Below are 18,767 nucleotides of genomic sequence, written 5' to 3'. Positions count from 1 at the left end.
AGTATTAGTTGACACCCAAGGGTGGTGTGTTTACCGTCGGGTCGTCACCGGCAAGCGCAAGGAGACCGACCCAGATGACACAGCACAACCGTCCGAACGATGTCACCGGTATGCAGGCGGAGATCCTCAAGCTGGAGGCCAAGCGGTATCAGGCCGTCGTCGACGGTGAGTTCGACGTGTTCCGCAGCTTGTGCCATCCGGACCTGGTTTACACGCACTCCGACGGCAGCCGGGACTCGGTCGACTCCTACCTCGACAAATGCCGGAGCGGCTTTTACGTCTACCACCAGGTCGATCACCCGGTCGATGAGGTCTTGCTGGCCGGCGACACGGCGGTCGTGGTCGGGCAGATGAACGCCAGCATCACCGCAGGCGGCAAGCGGAAGCAACTGGTCAACAACTCAATCGCCGTGTGGGTCAAGGACAACGGCACCTGGCTGTTGCTTGCCTACCAACCGACGCCATGCCTGGCGGGCAGCTGACCTCGGCCACCACTTCCATCTCGCGAGGACACCGTGCTCGAATTCGACCATGACACGCTCGGCCAACGGGTTCGCTTTGCGTCGGGCAAGGCCGCTGAGAACCTGCACTCCGAGGTCACCCGGTTCGGCGCCTCCGCCGTGATGGTGATCGCGGCGGAAGCCGAGCGGGACATCGCAACCAAGGTCTGTCGCGGCCTCGACCCAGCGCTGGTCTACACCGACGTCGCTCCGCACGTACCAGTCGAGAAAGCCGAAGAAGCGCGCGCAGCCGCCACCGAGCACCGCATCGATCTACTCGTGTGCATCGGTGGTGGCTCCACGACCGGACTCGCCAAAGCCATCGCACTCACCAGCGGCCTGCCGATCATCGCCGTCCCCACCACCTACGCCGGTTCCGAGGCCACCAACGTGTGGGGCCTGACCGAGGCGGCACGCAAGACGACCGGCGTCGATACCCGGGTTCTACCGACCACGGTGATCTACGACGCAGAACTCCTGGTAACGCTGCCGGCGGAGTTGAGCGTCGCCTCCGGACTGAACGCACTCGCACACAGCATCGACTCGATGTGGGCGCCTCGCACCGACCCGATCAACCAGGCGTTCGCCGTCGAAGCGATCCGCGCACTTAAGGGAGGACTGCAGGTGATCAAGGCAGATCCACGCGACTCGCGCGGACATGAGCGGTGCCTGTACGGCGCATACCTGTCGGCCGTCGCCTTCACCTCCGCAGGATCCGGTTTACACCACAAGATCTGCCACGTTCTGGGCGGCACCTACAACCTTCCGCACGCACAGACCCATGCTGTCCTCTTGCCCCATGTCCTCGCCTACAACGCACCAGCCGCTCCCGAAGCGGCGGAGCGGATCGCTTCCGCATTCGGCACCACCAGCGCAGTCGATGGACTCACGGCCCTGGGCCGAATCCTCGACGCACCAACGGCTTTGCGGAACTACGGCCTTCGTGAGTCCGACCTGGACGAGGCCGCCGACCTGACCACGCCTGTTGCTCCCCCGTCGAATCCACGCCCCGTGACGAAGGAATCCCTGGCAAATCTCCTGCACAACGCCTGGGCAGGAGTCCCGCCTACGTCGAAGGAAAACTGACCATGAGCACCGATCAGGCCGCGATCAACGACGTGCAGGCCACGCGCGAACGCGAGCTCACCGACCGCGTGCTCGCCAGCTTCGCCGGCACCGACGACGAACGGCTGCGCTACCTGCTGTGCTCGCTGACCGAGCACCTGCACGCATTCATCCGCGAGGTCCACCTCACCGAGACCGAGTGGAACAAAGCGATCGAGTTCCTCACCGCCGTCGGACACATCACCGACGACAAGCGGCAAGAGTTCATCCTGCTCTCCGACGTGCTCGGCGCCTCGATGCAAACGGTCACCGTCAACAACGAAGCTGTCGCAGGGGAAACCGAAGCCACAGTGTTCGGGCCGTTCTTCGTCGACGACGCGCCGGCGATCGAGCAAGGCGGGGACATCTCCGGCGGCGCATCGGGACAGCCATGCTGGGTCGAAGGTCGTGTCACCGACACCGATGGCAAGCCGATCCCAGGAGCCCGAATCGAGGTCTGGGAAGCCGACGACGACGGCTACTACGACGTCCAGTACTCCGACGATCGAGTCGCCGGACGTGGCCACCTCTACTCGGACGACAACGGGAACTACCGGTTCTGGGCCCTCACCCCGACCCCATACCCGATTCCCCACGACGGCCCCGTCGGCAAGCTACTCGAAGCGACCGGCCGCACCCCGATGCGGGCCTCGCACCTGCACTTCATGGTGACCGCAGAAGGCAAACGCACCTTGATCACCCACATCTTCGTCCGCGGAGACGACCGTCTGGACCAGGACGCGGTCTTCGGCGTCAAGGACTCCCTTATCAAGGACTTCACCGAGCAATCCGCCGGAACCCCAACACCCGACGGCCGCGATCTCGGCAACCGCACCTGGACTCGCACCCGCTTCGACATCGTCCTGGTCAACGCGTGAAACCAGGTCGGTAATCACACGGCTCCGGCCGGTCACGCAACCCACATCCAACGAGCGGAGGTGTCATGCTGACGGACGCAACTTCCTGACCGCTGGGGCATTCGCAACAGGTACAGGACTTGCCCCATTCAGCTATGGACAAGCCTCCGCGGCAACCTCACCCGAGATCACGATCTACATCGCAGGCAAGGAAGTCAACCGGGAAGCAGTGCTGCAGTTGGAAGCGCGCCGCCTCAAGGTCGCGGCCAACCGGCTCAGCGGCGACCCGCCTGCCGCGCTCCTGGGCGAGCCGGACTCCCTCATTCTCCGACCGTCCCCGAGCACCACGGATGTGGCACGAGAACGCGAACGGCTCGCCGAGGTCAAACTGCGCATCGGCGAAGACGCGATCCGCGATCTCATAGCGGCCGACGTTGCCCTCACCGAACCCGCGAGCAAAGCAGCGGCAGCCGCGCCGGCGAGTGGTCGATCAGCAGCGCAGTCCTGACCAGCACGCTCGGAACGGCCTACGGATTCGTCGAGTGGTGCAACGCCAGATGTGACCAGAACGATCAGCGCGCGATGTTGGTCGCCGGCCCCGACCACTACCTCATCCAGTCGCCTCGCCCCGGGATCCAAGAAGTCATCGAAGTCACCGGCGGTGCCGTCATGGCAGCCCGATTCATCATCGACTACGCCGACACCGCAGACATCCGATCAGCCAGGACCCTGATTACCCGTTCGAGGCATCCGGCTGGGCCCGCACTCGGCGGTAATCACATCGGCGCCGTGCGCCACCAATTCCGCGACGACCCGGCAGGCGGATTCAGCGCGAAACTCGCGGTCGCATTCCCCGCCCAATGCCCCCGTGGATGTTCAGCGAACACAGCTGGCCCCTCGCCTGCGAGTTCTCCAATTGGGTGTCCGCCTACGTGAACGTCGACGGATCCCTGAGTCGCCAGTCCCTGCATGGAGAGGCTGAGACAACGTCGAAGCCAGTCACATCTTGTACTTCGGCTTCCCGAACGGTCATAAACAGGAGGGCTTGCGGGAATCGAACCCGAACACCAGCCCTCTGACCAGCTGATTCACACCTGCACGAAACACAGATCCGTATGCCGACAAGAAGCCCCTGGATCCTTGGTTTCCGCAGGTCAAACCGTGCACAGGGGCTTCCTGAAATGCCCTTGCTGTGGACCTAACGCTAAAGCATACGAACCACCACGACCTACTGGTCGAAGGTCCAGAAATCCAGGTCAACCCCGTCGACGGGCTCGCTCAGCAGCTCGATGGCGACCAGGTCCAGGAGCTGATCGAGGGCTACACGTCGGGGGCGACCGTCTACGAGCTGGGTGATCAGTTCGGCATCGAACGCCGCACCGTGTCCGCGATCCTGCATCGCCACGATGTCCCGATGCGCCGCCGCGGGCTGTCCGCCGAGCAGATCGACGACGCGGTACGGCTCTACAACCAGGGGTGGTCACTGGCCCGGATCGGCAACCGCATGGACGTCGCCGCCGACACCGTGCGCCAACGCCTACACGAGCGCGGTGTCACGATGCGCGACACCCACGGGCAGCCGCGGGTGGGTGACGCCCGATGACCAGCACGCCATCCCCATCGAGTCCCGCCCCCGATCGATCACTGCGTCTGCAGTGCGCCTGCACGCTGCTGGTGGCCGTGGGCGCGGCGTACGTCTCCTACCGGCACGGCCGCGAGTTCGCCCTGCGGTTCGGCGCCGACCCCACGACCGCTGCCCTCTGGCCACTCCTCGTCGATGGCCTGTTGACCATGGCCACCATCGAACTCTGGAAGGCCAGCCACCGCCACCGCGCCACCGGGCAGTGGAAAGCGTGGCTGTCGTTCGCTCTCGGCATCGCGTTGTCGCTGTGCGCCAACATCGCCTCCGCCCCCGAGTTGAACGCCTTCTCCATCGCCGTAGCCGCCTGCCCACCACTGGCACTGCTGCTCTCGGTCGAACTGCTCAACCAGGCTCTCAAACGCCGCCGAGTGGAGATCATCTCCGAGAGCGATGAACCCGATACGGCGGAGCCGGCGGCGGCCGAGGTGCCAGCGACGCGCACGGTCGGAAACAAGATGCCTGGTCACACGCCCATAAACCCCGACTCGTCCGCTGATGAGAACGATGGTCTCGACGACCCTCTCCGGGAGGAGGCGTTCCGCCTGGATATGGAGCATCGAAACAAGTACCAGCGGCCGATCTCGGCCGAGAACCTTCGTCGGTGCCTCGGTATCGGCTCTCGCCGGGCGCGCAACCTGACCCGACACGTTCGGCAGCGGAATTACCACCTGGCGTCGACGCCGTCGGCAGCGTAGCCACGCAGTCCGAGCTGGTTGCCCCTAAGCACTGCGATCGAGTAATGGCCCCGCGCCGGTAAACCGGATTCGCGTCCAGCGAGTCTTGGCCACTGACTGCGTGCTGGCTGCGTGATCCGGTACTAATATCCGTGCGAAGCACCTCTACTGGGATCTCGGGTCTCGCGCAGGCGGCGCCTCCTTCGAGGTGGAGTTGCGCGGCTCGACCGCCAGGGTCTGTCTCATGGACGTCGACCACTACCAGGCATCTCTCGACGGCGACGAGTACGAGTTCTTCGGCGGCTTCTATGACGTCAGCCCCGTCATCCTGGAGGTGCCCTACGACGACCATTGGTATCTCGTCGTCGACAGCAACGACCAGCGGATCAAGGTCCAGGTCACTGAGATCTTCGACTGACCACACCCGCCACCAGGGACGCTCCTAGCCTTCGCGGATCGTTACCGGTTGCGTCGACGTTCAGTCGGAGGTTGACACGGAGCGCCCGCAGCCGTCCGCAAAGACCCACGACGTGGCGACGAGCGAGTCGGCAATCGTCGGCGGCCTGTGCTGAAACTCGGCCTTGAAGCCACCCAGGGATGCCCCCTGCGCCTGCCTACAGCGGCTCTGCCGGAGCGTCACCAAAGGCCGCGTCGTGTGGCCATGCACTGGCGATGTCCTGATCGGCCAGCTGCGGCAACTGAAGGGCAGCTCGGCGACGATTAACCTGGTTCGGCTTCTCCACGGGGTACAAGCGTTCCTCACCGTTGCGGATGAGCCATTGCGTCCCATGCAGTTGAGGGCGCTTCTCGCGAATACGAACCCGGTCGTCGAGGTATGCGAGGTCAGACGGATCTGCCTGCCCGATTTCCACCGCCTGCTCCAGCAGCGGTAACCATCGCTGCTGGAGGTATAGCGGCGCGTGTTGAGCAAGCAGCCACGCTGCATGAGCACCATCCTCACCGACCAACTCAGCTCGGGGCCAACCATGCTCCGCGACGATGCGAGCAAGCCAGGGAACGTTGTCCGCGTCGACCGCCTTGACCACGTCCCATTGCTCGGAAGTCGGCGGGTCGCCGAGACCGCGACGGGCTTCCTGGTCACGTCCCGCTCGTCGGAGTAGTTCGACACGAAGTTCCGACCAATGTCTTACGGATGTCATGCTCACTCCGGCTCATGATCGCGAGGGGCAACAGTGGCGGGTTGAGTAAGGCCGTCGTTGTTGCTTGCACTACGCAGGGTGGTCACTACCTGCGCTGAGTCAGGTTCTCATGTCGGCGACCAGCGTGCCGACGGCCGATCATCGACCCGCTTTTCGCCACCTCCTCGGTAGGCGTCACTCGATCGGGGGTGCGTCGTCGGCACCCCGGAATTGTCAGGGCTTTGGTGCATAGTTACCCAGGCAGCGCCGAGGGCACGATGTGGCTCGGTGAGGTTGGGGTAGGGCAACATCGAGAGATTGGATGCACAGTCTGGTGAGCACGGTCCCGAGTCAGGACAACAACAGGCAGTCAGGCGACCTAGCCGATAGTCAGCTCGATGCGGAAACCAATTCGGGCGACGATAATCCGAGGTCGCGGCCGTGTCATCATCTCCGGGCCAGCACTAGCCGCGGAACGGTCGTGAGCTGACCATGGCAAGGCTATTCGATCGCGTGCTGGCGTACGGCCCACGCGTCAGCTTGTATGACCTCCAGGAAGCGCATCTTCACGTTCTGGACCGTAACGAAGACGGAACAGCGGCGCGCAAGCACGCCGAACGGTTGCAGGACCCCGAGACCATTCGGTCTGCCAAAGCTATCCGGCCGCCCGGCGGTGGCTTGAAGGTTGACGAATGGAAGCAGGCGACTGTGGTCAGCGCGGACAACGTCGTCCGTTACCTTGCCGAATTTCAGATCGGTGAGGACGACCTGAACGCGATGCTGGCCAACATTGCGGTTGTCCCCGCCTATGAGCACATGTTTGTGGAAGCGCGTTGTATCGGGCCGGGGATGCTGGCTGGGGCATCGGCTTTCGGCTGGTCTGTGAAGCGCGAGAACGACGCCAACGGCGGCTGGCTGATGACGGCGGAGCTTGTTCTCGAATGGCGCAAAGGGAATCCGATTGGGCCGATCGCCATGTTGCACTGGCGCCTTGACGAGCGCGGCCGATGCGTAGCTGACGAGACCAGCAAGCCACTCACACAAGCACAGTTCCCGGAGTCCCCGGACCTTCCGGGCGCGCTTGGTAATCTCTGTGAATCGTTCCTTATGATGGCTGACGGAGCTACCGGCGTACTGCTCATGACGCTGGGGATGATGCACTGCAAGAATGTCCAGACCAGTGTGATGAAACCGGAAGTCAAGCAGTCCCAGCGACACCAACGCCGCCACGGAAACCCGCTGACGCGCTACCACGTTCTCGACGTTCGGCCAGTGACACGGGCGCTCGATACCGACGGCGACGCCAAGCGAGACGGTATTGGTGCTGCCCTCCACCGATGCCGCGGCCATTTCAAGACGTTCCGGCCGGATGCTCCCTTGTTCGGCAAGCTCACCGGGCAATACTGGTGGAACGCTCACCAGCGGGGTGATCGCCGCAACGGAGCAATCAAGGCGGCCTATCGTGTTCATCCGCCAACTGGTGACGGCGTCGGTGTGGTCTACGAAGGCCGGCTTGCTGAGCTGCTGCCCACGAGCGGTACCGCCGAGGAGATCAGCTCCGACCGGTCAGCACACGCAAAAGCTGCCCACGACGCGATTCAAGACCAGCTCGCCGCGGCGCTCGAACAAGCCGGCCTCACGCCATTACGGCCAGCACCGCACGAGCCCCAGTACGACCTCGCTTGGCAGCGCGGAAACGAGTTGTGGATCGCAGAGGTCAAGAGCACCACCGCGAGCAACGAGATACGTCAGGTGAGAGCCGCGATCGGTCAAGTGCTGCACTATCGCAGTGAACTCGGCACTGCCGACCGTGTGGTCCGTGCGGCAATTGCCACCGAGCATCCCGTGAACGACGCCACGCTTATCGAAGCGTGTCGTACCGCCAGCATTGTCCTCACCTCGCCGCCGGAGTTCGGCCACTTCATTCGCGCTCACTCTGACCGAGCGCAAGATTCGGCTTTCATCGACGAAACCAACTGAACCATCAGCACGTGATTGAGCCAGCGGAACGTGTGACCGGGTTCGCGGACCCAGCACTGGACTGGGATCGGTGCGCGCAGCGGCCGTACGCTCGCCGAATCAGACAGATGGCCTGACCTAGCGGGGATGCGGTGACAACGGTCGAATCAGTGCAGGCCGTGGGAGCCGGTCGGGGACACAGCAGTTGGCATGCGGTGTCTCGATCGTCGCCGGGGCGCCGGTTGAGCCCGGTGTTGGTAGCGCGAGGATCGCTCGCAAAGTCCAGAGTGCGTTGGAGTGGTACTGGTAGGTGACCTTTTCGGGGGCGAAGGGTTTGGAGCCTTGCGTGGTTGGGACGCGAAACGCGGTTGCGTCGTCCTCGGATCGCAGAATGAGGACGTCCGCGCAGGTGTCCCATTGGTGCACTGCGGCGACGAGCGTCGGGGCCGCAGGCTCACCCCAGCGGAAGAGGGTCCATTTCCGGCGGCGCAGCTCCGTCAGCAGGTCATCGAGTTGGAGTCGGCACATGACAGGACCTGGTTGATTGCTGGCGCTGGCTGGCTGGATAGATAGCGGTTTCGTTGAGCAGGTGGGCGTCGGCTGGTTCGAGGCTGATGTCTGCGGCGCGAAGGTTCTCATCGAGGTGGATCTCTGAGGCGGTTCCGGGGATGGGCAATACCACCGGGGAGAGCTGCAGTAGCCAGGCGAGAGCGATTTGCGTCTTGGTGGCGTTGTAGCGGCGCGCGAGTACGTCGAGTGCGGGGTGTCTAGCCAGTTGGCCGGCCCCAAGTGGGGCGTAAGGGACGAACGCTGTCTGGGTTTCCTCGCAATGGCGAATCAGGTCCTCGTCGGCTCGGCGGCCGAGGTGGTGCTTGTTTTGTACTGCGGCGACCGTAAACCACGCCGTTGCGTGTCGAAGCTGTTGTATGTCTACTTTCGACATTCCGAGATGTCGAACTTTTCCTTCTGCCTGCATGTCCGCGAGGACGCCGAGTTGGTCGTCGAGGGGTACGGCGGGGTCGATGCGGTGGAGGTAGTACAGGTCGATTCGCTCGACGGCGAGGCGGCGTAGGCTCATTTCGACGCATTGCCGAAGGTATTCGGGTCTGCCGACGGGAGCCCATTGGTTCGGTCCTTGTCGGGTCAGTCCGCCTTTGGTGGCGATCACGAGATCGTCCGGGTAGGGATGCAGCGCTTTGCGAATGAGGTGTTCGGCGGTGTCCGGTCCGTAGGCATCGGCGGTATCGATGTGGTTGACGCCGTGTTCGACGGCGTGCCGCAGTAGGCGCTTGGCGTGGTCGGGGTCGTCGGGGTGGTACCAGTGGCCGGGGCCGGTGAGCTGCATACTGCCGTAGCCGAGACGCCGCACGGGAAGGTCTCCGCCGAGGCGGAAGCCGTGTGGGGATGTTGGCTGGGTCATGATGCCGCCTGCGTGTCGGGGCGGGCATGCCGGTCGTTTCGTAGGGCGTCGATGCGGGTGTGGATCATGGTGGCGAGCGTGTCGGGTGGGTAGAGGCTGGTCTCCAGCCGCAGGACCGGGACACCGGTTGCGCTGAGGCTGTCAGCAGCGTCGATGTAGAGGGCAGTTTCGTCGGCGCTGATATCCGGGCTGTACTGGTAGCGGTTGTGTCGCCCGCGCTGTGCGAGGCGCTGGGTGATGACGGCGGGGTTAGCGGTGAGGATGACGGCGAGGTCCGGCGGGTCGGCGGAGGCATTGATGGCACGGAGAAAGTCGAGGTCGACCCCGTCGAGGCGCTGCATCACCAGGCCAGCGGCGACGTAGCGGTCGCTGACGACGATGTCGCCTGCGGCCAGGCGTGGCCGGATCTCGGTGTGCAGGCGTTCGTACCGATCCGCCGCGAACAAGCACGCCAGGGCGTGGCCGGAGGTATCGGTGTGCACGCGAGCGCGGGCGAGCGTGCCGATGTCGTGGTTGGTGGGTTCTGCGGTGAGATGGATGGGCAGGCCGACGCTGCGGAGACGGTTCCCGAGTGCCTGGACCGTGGTGGTCTTGCCGACACCGCAGGGGCCGTCGATGCAGACGAATATGCCGCGTGACTGGTGCATACATGACCTCGCAGGGAGAGGTGACGGGCTGCGGGGCGAGGTGGTTTCAGAACAGGCCGGGCTGGGCTTCGTGCGCGGTGTTCGCCTGGGGCAGGCCGCCCAACTGGGTCATTTCGCCGGCTTGCCGTGGGGTGCCGTCCTCGCGCGTGGCCAGAGCGGTGAGCAGGCGGGCGGTGACCAGAGCGTCGTAGGTTGCTCGATGCGGCTGCAGCTCCTCGGGCAGGTCGGTGGCCAGGTCCAGGTGCTCGACGAGGACACCGAGCTTGTGCGAGGACAGGTGCGGCAGCAGGGTGCGGGCCAGCCGCAACGTGTCGAGGACGGCGTGCGGTTGCCAGCCGGGCAACTTGCGTCGCAGGACGTCGAGGTCGACGCGCACGTTGTGACCGACCAGCACGACCTCGTCGGCGATGTAGCTGGTCACCGCGTCGCGTACGGCGTCAAAGGTAGGCAAAGCGGCGACCTGGTCATTGGTGATGCCGTGGACTTTGCGGGCCTGCCAGGTGATCGGGCTGGTGGGGCGCACGAGCCAGGAGGTTGGGTCGCCGATGCGTCCGCTCGTGATGGACACGACGGCCAGCTCGACCAGGTCCGGTGGGCGGGCGCCGTTTCCTTCCACATCGACGACGAGATAGCGCTGGGTGGTCCACGGGTTCGTGCTCACGTCGATGCCTTCGTCGAGTTGGTGCTCCAGCCAATGTCGGCGCGCCCGTGGCGCCGCGAATGGTGGGGATGCTGGTGGTCGTGGATCTGGAATCCGAGCGCGTGTTGCAGGAAGTAGCGGGGCTGTTCGTCAGCGAGCCCGGCAACGATGGCGGCTTGCTCGGAGATATCGACGACGCGGAGCCCCTGAGCTTCGGGCAGCTGGTCGGCGGTAGCTAGCAGGGTGTCCTCGTCCGGTATGTGATGGGCCTGGGCACACCGGCCAATCTGGTGAAGCGGGCAGATATCGCATAGCTCGCTTCGCAGACCGTAGTGCCCGTTGTAGTCGGGCAGGCCGTGGGCGAACGACACCGCGCAGGACGTTTTGCGGAACAACGGGCCTCCGTTGCGGTGGGCGAAGGTCTCCAGGATGCGTCGCTCCAGGTCCTCGGGGACGATCTTGCGTCGGGCGGTCTCATCGTATGGTTCTGGTAGGCCGTTGTCCCGGTAGTACTGGGCGATCTCGTCGCGGTAGAACAGTCCGGTGAACACGGTGGCGTGGGCGATTTGGCTCAGTTCGACGGCCTTGGCTAGGTGCTCCGGCGTGTCGTTGAGGCCCGGCACCAGCGGGCGCCAGTAGAGGACGGTTCGGTACGCGCCGGCCAGGCCCGCAGCAGTGCGCAGCGAGGTCTCGGCGACCTCGCTGGGGAACGGCTCCAGCCGGCGGTCGGTGATACCCGAGTAGGTGAACAACAGCGTGACCTTGAGGTTCGTGAGCCTGTTGAGGCGCACACAATCCTCCGTGGTGACCCGGTACCGAGTGATCACCAAGACCTGATTGGTGAGCCCGCCGCCATCGAGGTCATCGAGCACGGCGAACGTGTGCGGCTTGACCTTGGGGACGAACGGGTCGGTTGCCCGGTTGAACACCTGAATCGGGGTGACGTGCGGTTGGAAGTAGCGATGGTTTACCAGCCGTTGCACGGCCTCGGCATCCGACATCAAGGCTCGGGGCTGCCGCATGTCCCAGATGCCATAGGTGTGCCGGATGCAGTACGAGCAGTCGGCCGGGCATCCCTGGATGTGGTTCAGCGACAGGCCGGACTTCCGGTACTCGACGACCTCGCGGGCACGGGGTGGCAGTTGGGCGAGTTGATCGGCCGTGAGCAGAGGTACGGACGTTACGTACTCCGGTTTCACGGGCTCCTCCTATCGGGTGTCGGCAACAGGGCAGGACCCACCGAGCACCGTGACCAGCACGCACGACGAGCGGTGATCACATGGACGGTCCGTGCTCTTGGCCAGCCCCGTTCATGAGCCTGCTGCCCAGCGCCGTGATCGCCTAGGCCATCGACACGCCGGGTCACTGGTCACCCGTCTGTCCACTGGACATATCCTGGACAGGTGGTGTCCAGTCCTTCACTGTCCGCAAGCCAGGTCAAAGGCGACCTGAAGCGTCTGCGACAAGGACACGGTTTGGCGCGTCCGACGGCTGTGCTCGATGCGCTGTCCGATGCGGTCCGCGCGCACCTGACCTGCGGGGCACACACCGAACCAGGCTCACCCGACGAGGTCACCCTCCTGGTCTCGACGCTGCGCCAGGCCGTCGAACAGCTCGCCGAGGACGAGCGGCTGTACGTCGAGGTGGATCTCAACCTCGTGCCAGAGCACGGCTACGCCACACTCACCGAACGCCAGGAATCCCTCGCGCGACGGCAGAAATGCGCCGCGAAGACCGTGCGCCGGCATGCCGATCGCGCGCTCGACACGCTGGCCTACCTCCTGGTGGCCGCTGACCCGGCGCATCCAGCGCCCCGGCACCAGCGACACCCGGCCGAGCCCGGCACCCCAGACGGTGACTCGACTGCCGAAAATGCGAACGCGTTCCGGGAATTCTGGCGCTTGGCGGACGGATCACGCGTGGACATCGTGTGTTCGGAAATCCCCGACGATGAACGGCCCTATTACGCCTCACCAGCCGACCGCAACTACCTGCGCTACGCCAAGTTCGCCGACCTGGACAGCCTGATCTATTTGCGGACGCGATTTGCCCAGATCGCCCCCACTGTGACGATTCGAGACTTCGCTCCGTCGGAGTACTACAACACCCACGCCGACGCACTGGTTGTCGTCGGCGGACCACCGTGGAATGCGAAATACCGAGAATTCCTGCCTCAACTGCCGTTCTACTTCGAGCCGCATCCACTCGGCGAAGACGATCCCCTCGTTGTCGCCGCCCTGCCCGGCTTAATGCTTGGCCCGCGGTGGACACAGCGGCAGGAACTCCTCGAAGATCTCGCGGTGTTCACGCGCCTCACACTCGCCCAAGGCACCACGGTTTTCCTCCTCGGCGGGTGCTTGACCCTCGGAGTGCTGGGTGCGGCACATTGCTTCCTCGAAGGACAGCGGGGTGCCCGAAGCATCAGCTACGTTGGCGAGCAGGTCGGCGAGGATGACTTCGTGCTCGTCACCGAGGCTCGCCGTATCGGCGGAATCACCGACGTCTCCGACCTGACCATGGTCAACCCGCTGATTCTCCTCGCTCGCCGCAACAACGAGCCCTTCACCACCGTCGTCGACAACACCGACCGCTACACGACGATGCCTACCGCACGATGATCTCCACGCGCGACGTCCGCACCTACGTCATCAACCTGCCACGCCGTGCCGACCGTCGCGCCGAGATCACCCGGCGCTTGCCTCACGCTCTGCCGGTCGTCTTCACTTCGGACTGGGGCGCCCAATTCGACGGTCGAATCCTGTCGTTGGACGACCTCCACAACGCTGGACACAAGCTGTTCCCTTGGCCGATAGCATCCCAGAACCCGTGGTGGAGCCGACCGTTGAAGTACGGCGAGATCGGGTGCACCCTCGCCCACCACGCCTGCTGGCGACACGCGGCGACGACAGGCACGGAGCCGTACATCCTCATCCTGGAGGACGACGCCGTACTCGGACCCACGTTCCTCGACGACCTTCTCCAGGCGCTGGAGCGCCTGGCCGAGACCACAGCCTTCGACCTGCTCTACCTCGGCAGATATCCACTGGAACCAGACCGCGGCGCCGTGGCTCCGGGACTCGTCGTTCCTGGATACAGCCACTGCAGCTACGGCTATCTGCTCACCAGGCCGGCGCTCGATGTGTTGCTCGGTATGCACCTGGAGCACGCCATCGTCCCCGTCGACGAGTTCCTGCCATCGCTGTACATCGATCATCCCCGGGATGACCTCCGAGCGAGATTTCCCAGCCAGTTGACTGCTCTCGCTTGCGAGCCGCCCCTCGTGCATCAACGGCCCAAGGACGATGCTGGCAGCGACACGGAGGATTCCGCTTTCGTCACGCAGTGATCGGTGACGTTGTGCCACGTTCTCAGCGATGAGAGGTCCAGTACCGAATCAGATCCTGGAGACGTCCACCCGCCCACTGGTTGGCGGGCGTGTGCACATTGACGCCGGTGACGACGTGTTCCGGCGGGACATCCTTGGTCACGATCGCGCCTGCGGCGACATAACTACGCGGTCCGATCGTTACGCCACCCACGACCCGAGAGCCATAACCCACAACGGAATCCGGCTCAACCGTGGGTGAATCCTCGTCCACCTCCCACCATCCGCGGTGCGGCCGAGTGTACTCGTGCACCAGTTCACCCATCACCGTGCACCGATCTGCGATGACCGAGCCGTCACACACGAATCCGGCGACCCGTGCGTCCACACCAATGGTGACCCGGTCGCACACGTAGGCGCCGTAGACGATCCGGCTACAGTCGCCGATCGTGCTGTCATAGCCGACACGGACGCGATCTTCCAGAAAACAGTCCCGGCCAACCTGAACGCCTTCGTACAGCACGACGTGATTGGCCAGCAGACATTGTTGGCCAATCACCACCGGCTTTCCTGCGCTCTGGGTTTCTTGTTGCTGCTGTGCAGCACGAACGCGTGCCTCTTTGGGAAAACCGAGCGTGCAGTGTTCACCCACGACGCTGCTGCCATCGACGTAGACCGCCGCGTACAACGCAGCGATATTCACCGCGGGTCCACGGCATTCGTCGTCAGCCAATCGACCGTGGCCGTGATGGCCTCGTCTTCGCGCTCGCGTGTGTCAAACCCGTGGTCAGAACCGGAGACCGTGTAGAAATCGCAGTGTTCTCGGGCGGCGGCGCTCGACCGCGCAATGTCGTACGACACGGCACCATCTCGGTCCCCATGCACAACAAGCCCCGGAACGCCGCTAGCCACGAAGTGGTCGACGGGTCGATAATACCGGAACTCCTCGAACAACACGCGCCCCAACTCGAACTCCTCGTCCACCATGAGAAAGCCCTGTGTGTGCAACAACCGCTGCTGTTCCGGGCCGAAATTCTCCTTACCCCATGGCAGTTCAGGTTCGACAAACGTACGTCTCAGGTCGAGCACGGGATTCCACAGCACCAATCGACTCAGTCTGTCCTCAAGCCAGGGCAACGACAACGCTGTAGAAACGGCACCAAAACTCGACGCGACAAGCGATAGCGGCCCCGGGTACCTCGCGGTCATGAACTCAACAGCCGCCTGCAGGTCCAGCATCTCCCCCGCGATCGTGGCACCGCGCCGAGCCCCGCCCGAGTTTCCATGGCCACGAAACGAGAAACGCAAGACGGTGAAGCCGGCCTCCGCCAGACGATCAGCCAGCCGGACGAACATCCCGCCTTCGTCCATGTCTACGTTGATCCCGTGCGCCTGGATCACCAGACCGCGGTCGGGTCGGCCTTGCGGTGAGTGGACGACCGCCTCTAACGGCACACCATCGATTGACACCAACTCGGTCTGGTGCATCCGTCTGCTCCCTCGTGACGTCAACGCGCCACGCGATCCTACCGAGCAAGCCAGTTCAGTCACCGTCGTCCACTATCAGCGATGGCGCGGCAGCCAGCCAGGCGGATCGAGGTGCGCGGAACTGATCAACACTCACGTCGCGTAGTCGACCAGATCATGATGACTGGGGCCGATCCTGCGCGCAGGATCGGCCCCAGTGGTCGCGGTTCTGCCAGCGGCTCAGGCGGCAAGCACTTCGGCGCCAGGAAGATCGAATTCCGCATTGCGGACGCCTGCGACGAACGCGGACCACTCGCCAGGCGTGTACGACAAGATCGGACCCGAGGTATCGCGTGCGCAGATACTTGCTCCACCGTCGGCATCGATCATGATCTGGACCGCCGTGTTGGCGCCTGCCGGTGCCCGTCCAGCTACTTCGTCCAGCAACGTCGGCCAGTCACCAGCTGGGATGCTCAGAACCGGGCCGGCACCGCAGTCCTTGCTGTCGCGGAGGTGCACGAGGCCGGTGTCGATGAAGACCTCGACGCACTCGTTGCCGTTCGGGTTGCTGAAGGTGCTCTTGAACCAGACCCCGGCGGGGCGGTCGCGGCGGGTTGCGCTGGTCTCGTTGGAGGTCATCGCCGTCGTTGTCCTTCGTCTATTGCGTCGTCGAGGGGCTGGTGGCTAAAGGGTGCCAGCAAGATCGAGGAGGATGCGACGCGTCTCCTCGGGGCCGGACGCTGCGGCTTTCTGCTGCTCCCACAGGGCCAGGTACTGTCCCGTTCTCTTGCTGTCGTCCACGTAGGCGCCACCATCATGTTGTTCCAGGTAAACGATACTGACCGGCGGCTTCGTGTCGTAGCCGAAGATGCTGTAGTCGTGGCCTTGGCCCATGTAGTAGCCGGTGGAGAACGGGACGAGCTGTAGCTCGACATTCGGCCGGTCCAGGGTCTCGACCAGCCACAGGACCTGTTCCTTGACGATCTCCGCGCAGCCGACGGTGCGGCGGAGCGCGGCCTCGTCAAAGATGAACCAAAACTGCTGGTCGGTGTTGTCGAGCACCCGTTGCCGTGCCAGCCGGTCCGCGGTGTCCCGGTCGATTTGCTCGTGGCTGGGCGAAGGACGCCACGCGCGAAACAAGGTGCGCATGTACTGCTCGGTTTGCAGCAACCCCGGCACGACCATCGCCCGGTACGAGAAGATGCGCTGGCAACTTGGCTCCATGTCGACCAACAGCCGCATGTGCTGCCGGAACCGCGTGCTGAACGCGCCACGCTTGGTCCGGCGGTTGCCTTCGGCTTGCAAGTCCCGCGCGTAGGCACGATCTGTTTCGTTGGCCTCGTAGCGCTCCAGGAGCGCGTCCAGCTCCATTGGCCTGATACCGCTGCCGGACTCGATGTGCGCGATCTTCTGCTGGGTGCAGCGCAGGACCTCTGCCGCGTCGTCCTGCTTCAACCCGGCCTCGACGCGTTGCCGAGCGAGCTCGTTGCCCAACACGATCTTCATCACCGCTGGTGGGAGCTGTTGTTGGACCACGTGCACCTCCGTATGCCAACTGGCCTGATCACGCACGGTACAAGCCAATTCACCCATTTGTACGTGTACTCAACTTGAGTACACGAGTTACGGTCTACTCCAGCCTATCTTCGGAACCGCCAGGTCTGCGAGGTCAAGTCTATGAGTACACAAGTTACGAGCGTACTCGACGAGGACTTGGGCCATGGTGGCGCACCCCAGCGGTTTCCGTACCCAGCACCAATGCCACTGAGCTTTCCAGGTCCCTGCTATAAGCACGCTCGGCCGTATCGCCCCATCGGGGCCGACGGGCCGATCTGCCGGCGGTGGGCAGCGCGGCGTCGAGTCCCTTTCCCGCGGGTGACGACTCCGCGCGCTGCCCACCGCCTTGTTCCCGTGGCGTGGCTACGACCTCCCAAGCGTCCTGTCCGATCCGCTGTCGCCGCGGCGGCGCTCCCCGAACGGAGCGGTCAGGACTCCACCACGGCGGCCCCGCCGAGGTCCCGAACTCCAACGGGGTCGCCGTGGCATTCATAACCCCCGGTGGGCAGGCGTTGACCCCGACCGCCGCCTGCCCACCGGGTTCCACAGCCGCCTCGATGGCACGGGAGCTGCCATGAAGCGGCGCAACCGTGTGGACACCGTGCTCGCACTACTGGAACGCGCGGGCTGGTTGGCCTCGCCTGCCTGGATCGTGCCGTGTCGCGACGAGCGGGGCCGCAGGGCGCAGCTGCGGGTCGGTGTGTCTACAGATGGGGTCACGATCACCCCGTCCCAGCCGGGACACCACACGCTCACCCCAACCGAGGCTGGACAACTTCGAGCGGTCCTCCGTGACGCGGTAGTGACCCGCGCACCGCTGGTGCCTTCGGAACCGCCTGAACCCCGCCGTCCAGGCACACCTCCCGCCCAGGCGTTATCCGCGTCGAGCCACGGCGGCCACGGCGCGCGAACCCGCCTGTGCCTCCCCACCCCGAGCGAAGGATCGGAGTATCGCCATGGCAACCAAGATTCACCGCGACGGCCCGACGTCAACCCCGACAACGGATTCCGCCGAGCCGCTTGACCTCGCCGCTGGCGCAGAGTTCTTCCGCCGTCTGGGTTGGCCAGCCAGCCTGGACGCCCGTCAGGGGCGACTGGTGGTGTACACCGGCGACGTGCTCGACGCGCTTGTCCTACCGGCGCGATTGGCCAATGCGGTCGCTATAACGCTGAGCACGAGTCTGATGAACGGCCCAATCTGCACCGACAGCAACCACCGATGGTGGACATTCCTGACGGCGCCGTGTCACAGGGCCAATCTGGAGTTGCCCACCGAGTTGCGGAAAGCGCGGGTGCGCGCAGTTCCTCGCGGCGGGCACGTTGTCGTGCCGCACCCCGCGGACACCCGGCACTGGCCGCAACGCCCACGACAGAACCGGCCGCTACCACCCTGGTCTGCACTTATAGCACTCGCCCGCAAGGTTCTCCAAACACGGCATTAACCACACGCGCACATCTCATGCGCGAAATCGCCTTGCCTTCCAAGACAACGGAAGTAATGCCCACTCGTCAACAGCCACCGAAAGGTCCGCTCGTGCGTATACCCCTGGACGAAGTCACTGCTACCACGCCCTGCCCGGGTGTGCTCAGCCCTCGCACGAAGCACTACCCGCGAACAGTGTCCGGTCGGCCCGTCACGATGCCCTACCTCGCCAACGGGCCGCTGGGCCAGCACCAGATCGTCATGCCTTCACTGTGCTCCAGCGAGCACTTGCTCCCACCTCGCTCTGATGAGGCCGAGTCGACCGGGCACGTGTGTGGACAATGCCTCGATCAACGTGCGGCACACTGCAGCAAGAAACGCACGTCGCCTCACCTACGCGCGAGCGCCCAGGT

Annotated in this window: 20 protein-coding genes; 11 read left to right on the top strand and 9 right to left on the bottom strand. The window is 64.4% G+C overall.

The annotated features are described in order from the left end of the window. Positions 1 to 74 precede the first annotated feature (74 nt). The 7 genes from ACFQGD_RS08515 (at position 75) to ACFQGD_RS08485 (ending at position 5,195) form a co-directional block, all read left to right on the top strand. The gene (locus ACFQGD_RS08515; RefSeq protein ID WP_345394796.1) at positions 75 to 482 is read left to right on the top strand and encodes a nuclear transport factor 2 family protein; all 408 of its coding nucleotides are present in this window, start codon (positions 75 to 77) and stop codon (positions 480 to 482) included. Positions 483 to 515: 33 nt separating this feature from the next. Then, positions 516 to 1,586 carry a maleylacetate reductase gene (locus ACFQGD_RS08510; protein WP_345394793.1) on the top strand — a complete coding sequence of 357 codons (1,071 nt, stop codon included), beginning with the start codon at positions 516 to 518 and terminating at the stop codon, positions 1,584 to 1,586. Between the two features lie 2 nt (positions 1,587 to 1,588). After that, a complete protein-coding gene (locus tag ACFQGD_RS08505; protein WP_345394790.1) occupies positions 1,589 to 2,482 on the top strand; it encodes a dioxygenase family protein in 894 nt (297 codons plus the stop codon). Positions 2,483 to 2,690: 208 nt separating this feature from the next. Continuing rightward, positions 2,691 to 2,969, top strand: a complete 279-nt coding sequence (locus ACFQGD_RS08500; protein WP_345394787.1) for a hypothetical protein — start codon at positions 2,691 to 2,693, stop codon at positions 2,967 to 2,969. 741 nt (positions 2,970 to 3,710) lie between these two features. After that, positions 3,711 to 4,064, top strand: a complete 354-nt coding sequence (locus ACFQGD_RS08495) for a helix-turn-helix domain containing protein (RefSeq protein WP_390183680.1) — start codon at positions 3,711 to 3,713, stop codon at positions 4,062 to 4,064. Next, complete coding sequence (locus tag ACFQGD_RS08490; RefSeq protein WP_345394784.1) at positions 4,061 to 4,798, top strand: DUF2637 domain-containing protein; 738 nt, start codon at positions 4,061 to 4,063, stop codon at positions 4,796 to 4,798. Before ACFQGD_RS08495 ends, ACFQGD_RS08490 begins: the two co-directional genes overlap by 4 nt. A 127-nt stretch (positions 4,799 to 4,925) precedes the next feature. Further along, positions 4,926 to 5,195 carry a DUF1883 domain-containing protein gene (locus ACFQGD_RS08485; RefSeq protein WP_345395108.1) on the top strand — a complete coding sequence of 90 codons (270 nt, stop codon included), beginning with the start codon at positions 4,926 to 4,928 and terminating at the stop codon, positions 5,193 to 5,195. Between the two features lie 196 nt (positions 5,196 to 5,391). Here the strand turns inward: ACFQGD_RS08485 and ACFQGD_RS08480 are convergent, their stop codons facing one another. After that, the gene (locus ACFQGD_RS08480) at positions 5,392 to 5,937 is read right to left on the bottom strand and encodes a DUF6624 domain-containing protein (protein ID WP_345395105.1); all 546 of its coding nucleotides are present in this window, start codon (positions 5,935 to 5,937) and stop codon (positions 5,392 to 5,394) included. Positions 5,938 to 6,408: 471 nt separating this feature from the next. Here ACFQGD_RS08480 and ACFQGD_RS08475 point away from each other — a divergent pair, with 471 nt between their 5' ends. Further along, positions 6,409 to 7,896: a hypothetical protein gene (locus ACFQGD_RS08475; RefSeq protein WP_345394781.1), complete on the top strand. Its 1,488-nt coding sequence runs from the start codon at positions 6,409 to 6,411 to the stop codon at positions 7,894 to 7,896. 484 nt (positions 7,897 to 8,380) lie between these two features. Here ACFQGD_RS08475 and ACFQGD_RS08470 read toward each other — a convergent pair whose 3' ends face one another. From ACFQGD_RS08470 to ACFQGD_RS08455, 4 genes are read right to left on the bottom strand one after another with little or no spacing between them, the layout of a single operon-like run. Then, positions 8,381 to 9,295, bottom strand: coding sequence for an aldo/keto reductase (locus tag ACFQGD_RS08470; protein WP_345394778.1), 915 nt, complete (start codon positions 9,293 to 9,295; stop codon positions 8,381 to 8,383). Next, positions 9,292 to 9,942, bottom strand: coding sequence for a dTMP kinase (gene tmk, locus ACFQGD_RS08465; protein ID WP_345394775.1), 651 nt, complete (start codon positions 9,940 to 9,942; stop codon positions 9,292 to 9,294). Before tmk ends, ACFQGD_RS08470 begins: the two co-directional genes overlap by 4 nt. A gap of 46 nt (positions 9,943 to 9,988) precedes the next feature. Further along, positions 9,989 to 10,603, bottom strand: a complete 615-nt coding sequence (locus ACFQGD_RS08460; protein ID WP_345394772.1) for a 3'-5' exonuclease — start codon at positions 10,601 to 10,603, stop codon at positions 9,989 to 9,991. Beyond that, a complete protein-coding gene (locus ACFQGD_RS08455) occupies positions 10,600 to 11,781 on the bottom strand; it encodes a radical SAM family protein (RefSeq protein ID WP_345394769.1) in 1,182 nt (393 codons plus the stop codon). Before ACFQGD_RS08455 ends, ACFQGD_RS08460 begins: the two co-directional genes overlap by 4 nt. Positions 11,782 to 12,057: 276 nt before the next feature. On the opposite strand from ACFQGD_RS08455, the gene ACFQGD_RS08450 reads away from it, so the two are divergent. Together ACFQGD_RS08450 and ACFQGD_RS08445 are read left to right on the top strand one after the other, a co-directional pair. Next, on the top strand, positions 12,058 to 13,200 hold the full coding sequence (locus ACFQGD_RS08450; RefSeq protein WP_345394766.1) for a hypothetical protein: 1,143 nt from the start codon (positions 12,058 to 12,060) through the stop codon (positions 13,198 to 13,200). Further along, complete coding sequence (locus ACFQGD_RS08445; protein ID WP_345394763.1) at positions 13,197 to 13,928, top strand: glycosyltransferase family 25 protein; 732 nt, start codon at positions 13,197 to 13,199, stop codon at positions 13,926 to 13,928. The genes ACFQGD_RS08450 and ACFQGD_RS08445 overlap by 4 nt, the downstream gene beginning before the upstream one ends. 22 nt (positions 13,929 to 13,950) lie before the next feature. Here the strand turns inward: ACFQGD_RS08445 and ACFQGD_RS08440 are convergent, their stop codons facing one another. From ACFQGD_RS08440 to ACFQGD_RS08425, 4 genes are all read right to left on the bottom strand, one after another. Beyond that, the gene (locus ACFQGD_RS08440; protein WP_390221028.1) at positions 13,951 to 14,595 is read right to left on the bottom strand and encodes an acyltransferase; all 645 of its coding nucleotides are present in this window, start codon (positions 14,593 to 14,595) and stop codon (positions 13,951 to 13,953) included. Between the two features lie 11 nt (positions 14,596 to 14,606). Further along, a complete protein-coding gene (locus tag ACFQGD_RS08435; RefSeq protein ID WP_345394757.1) occupies positions 14,607 to 15,395 on the bottom strand; it encodes an alpha/beta hydrolase family protein in 789 nt (262 codons plus the stop codon). 219 nt (positions 15,396 to 15,614) lie between these two features. Further along, positions 15,615 to 16,013, bottom strand: a complete 399-nt coding sequence (locus ACFQGD_RS08430) for a DUF397 domain-containing protein (RefSeq protein WP_345394754.1) — start codon at positions 16,011 to 16,013, stop codon at positions 15,615 to 15,617. A 45-nt stretch (positions 16,014 to 16,058) separates the two neighbouring features. Further along, the gene (locus ACFQGD_RS08425; RefSeq protein ID WP_345394751.1) at positions 16,059 to 16,910 is read right to left on the bottom strand and encodes a helix-turn-helix domain-containing protein; all 852 of its coding nucleotides are present in this window, start codon (positions 16,908 to 16,910) and stop codon (positions 16,059 to 16,061) included. 977 nt (positions 16,911 to 17,887) lie between these two features. On the opposite strand from ACFQGD_RS08425, the gene ACFQGD_RS08420 reads away from it, so the two are divergent. Then, positions 17,888 to 18,373 (top strand): hypothetical protein, encoded by a 486-nt coding sequence (locus ACFQGD_RS08420; RefSeq protein WP_345394748.1) that lies wholly within the window; start codon positions 17,888 to 17,890, stop codon positions 18,371 to 18,373. Positions 18,374 to 18,767 lie beyond the last annotated feature (394 nt).

The organism is Haloechinothrix salitolerans, from assembly GCF_042662605.1.
Classification (GTDB): Bacteria; Actinomycetota; Actinomycetes; order Mycobacteriales; family Pseudonocardiaceae; genus Haloechinothrix_A; species Haloechinothrix_A salitolerans.
This window is presented reverse-complemented; position numbering and strand designations above follow the sequence as displayed.

Excerpts from the sequence above, each read along its gene's own strand:
- ACFQGD_RS08515 (WP_345394796.1), top strand. The coding sequence starts at position 75 with ATGACACAGCACAACCGTCCGAACGATGTCACCGGTATGCAGGCGGAG.
- ACFQGD_RS08505 (WP_345394790.1), top strand. The coding sequence starts at position 1,589 with ATGAGCACCGATCAGGCCGCGATCAACGACGTGCAGGCCACGCGCGAA.
- ACFQGD_RS08490 (WP_345394784.1), top strand. The coding sequence starts at position 4,061 with ATGACCAGCACGCCATCCCCATCGAGTCCCGCCCCCGATCGATCACTG.
- ACFQGD_RS08480 (WP_345395105.1), bottom strand. The coding sequence starts at position 5,937 with ATGACATCCGTAAGACATTGGTCGGAACTTCGTGTCGAACTACTCCGA.
- ACFQGD_RS08475 (WP_345394781.1), top strand. The coding sequence starts at position 6,409 with ATGGCAAGGCTATTCGATCGCGTGCTGGCGTACGGCCCACGCGTCAGC.
- ACFQGD_RS08470 (WP_345394778.1), bottom strand. The coding sequence starts at position 9,295 with ATGACCCAGCCAACATCCCCACACGGCTTCCGCCTCGGCGGAGACCTT.
- tmk (WP_345394775.1), bottom strand. The coding sequence starts at position 9,942 with ATGCACCAGTCACGCGGCATATTCGTCTGCATCGACGGCCCCTGCGGT.
- ACFQGD_RS08445 (WP_345394763.1), top strand. The coding sequence starts at position 13,197 with ATGATCTCCACGCGCGACGTCCGCACCTACGTCATCAACCTGCCACGC.
- ACFQGD_RS08435 (WP_345394757.1), bottom strand. The coding sequence starts at position 15,395 with ATGCACCAGACCGAGTTGGTGTCAATCGATGGTGTGCCGTTAGAGGCG.
- ACFQGD_RS08430 (WP_345394754.1), bottom strand. The coding sequence starts at position 16,013 with ATGACCTCCAACGAGACCAGCGCAACCCGCCGCGACCGCCCCGCCGGG.
- ACFQGD_RS08420 (WP_345394748.1), top strand. The coding sequence starts at position 17,888 with ATGGCAACCAAGATTCACCGCGACGGCCCGACGTCAACCCCGACAACG.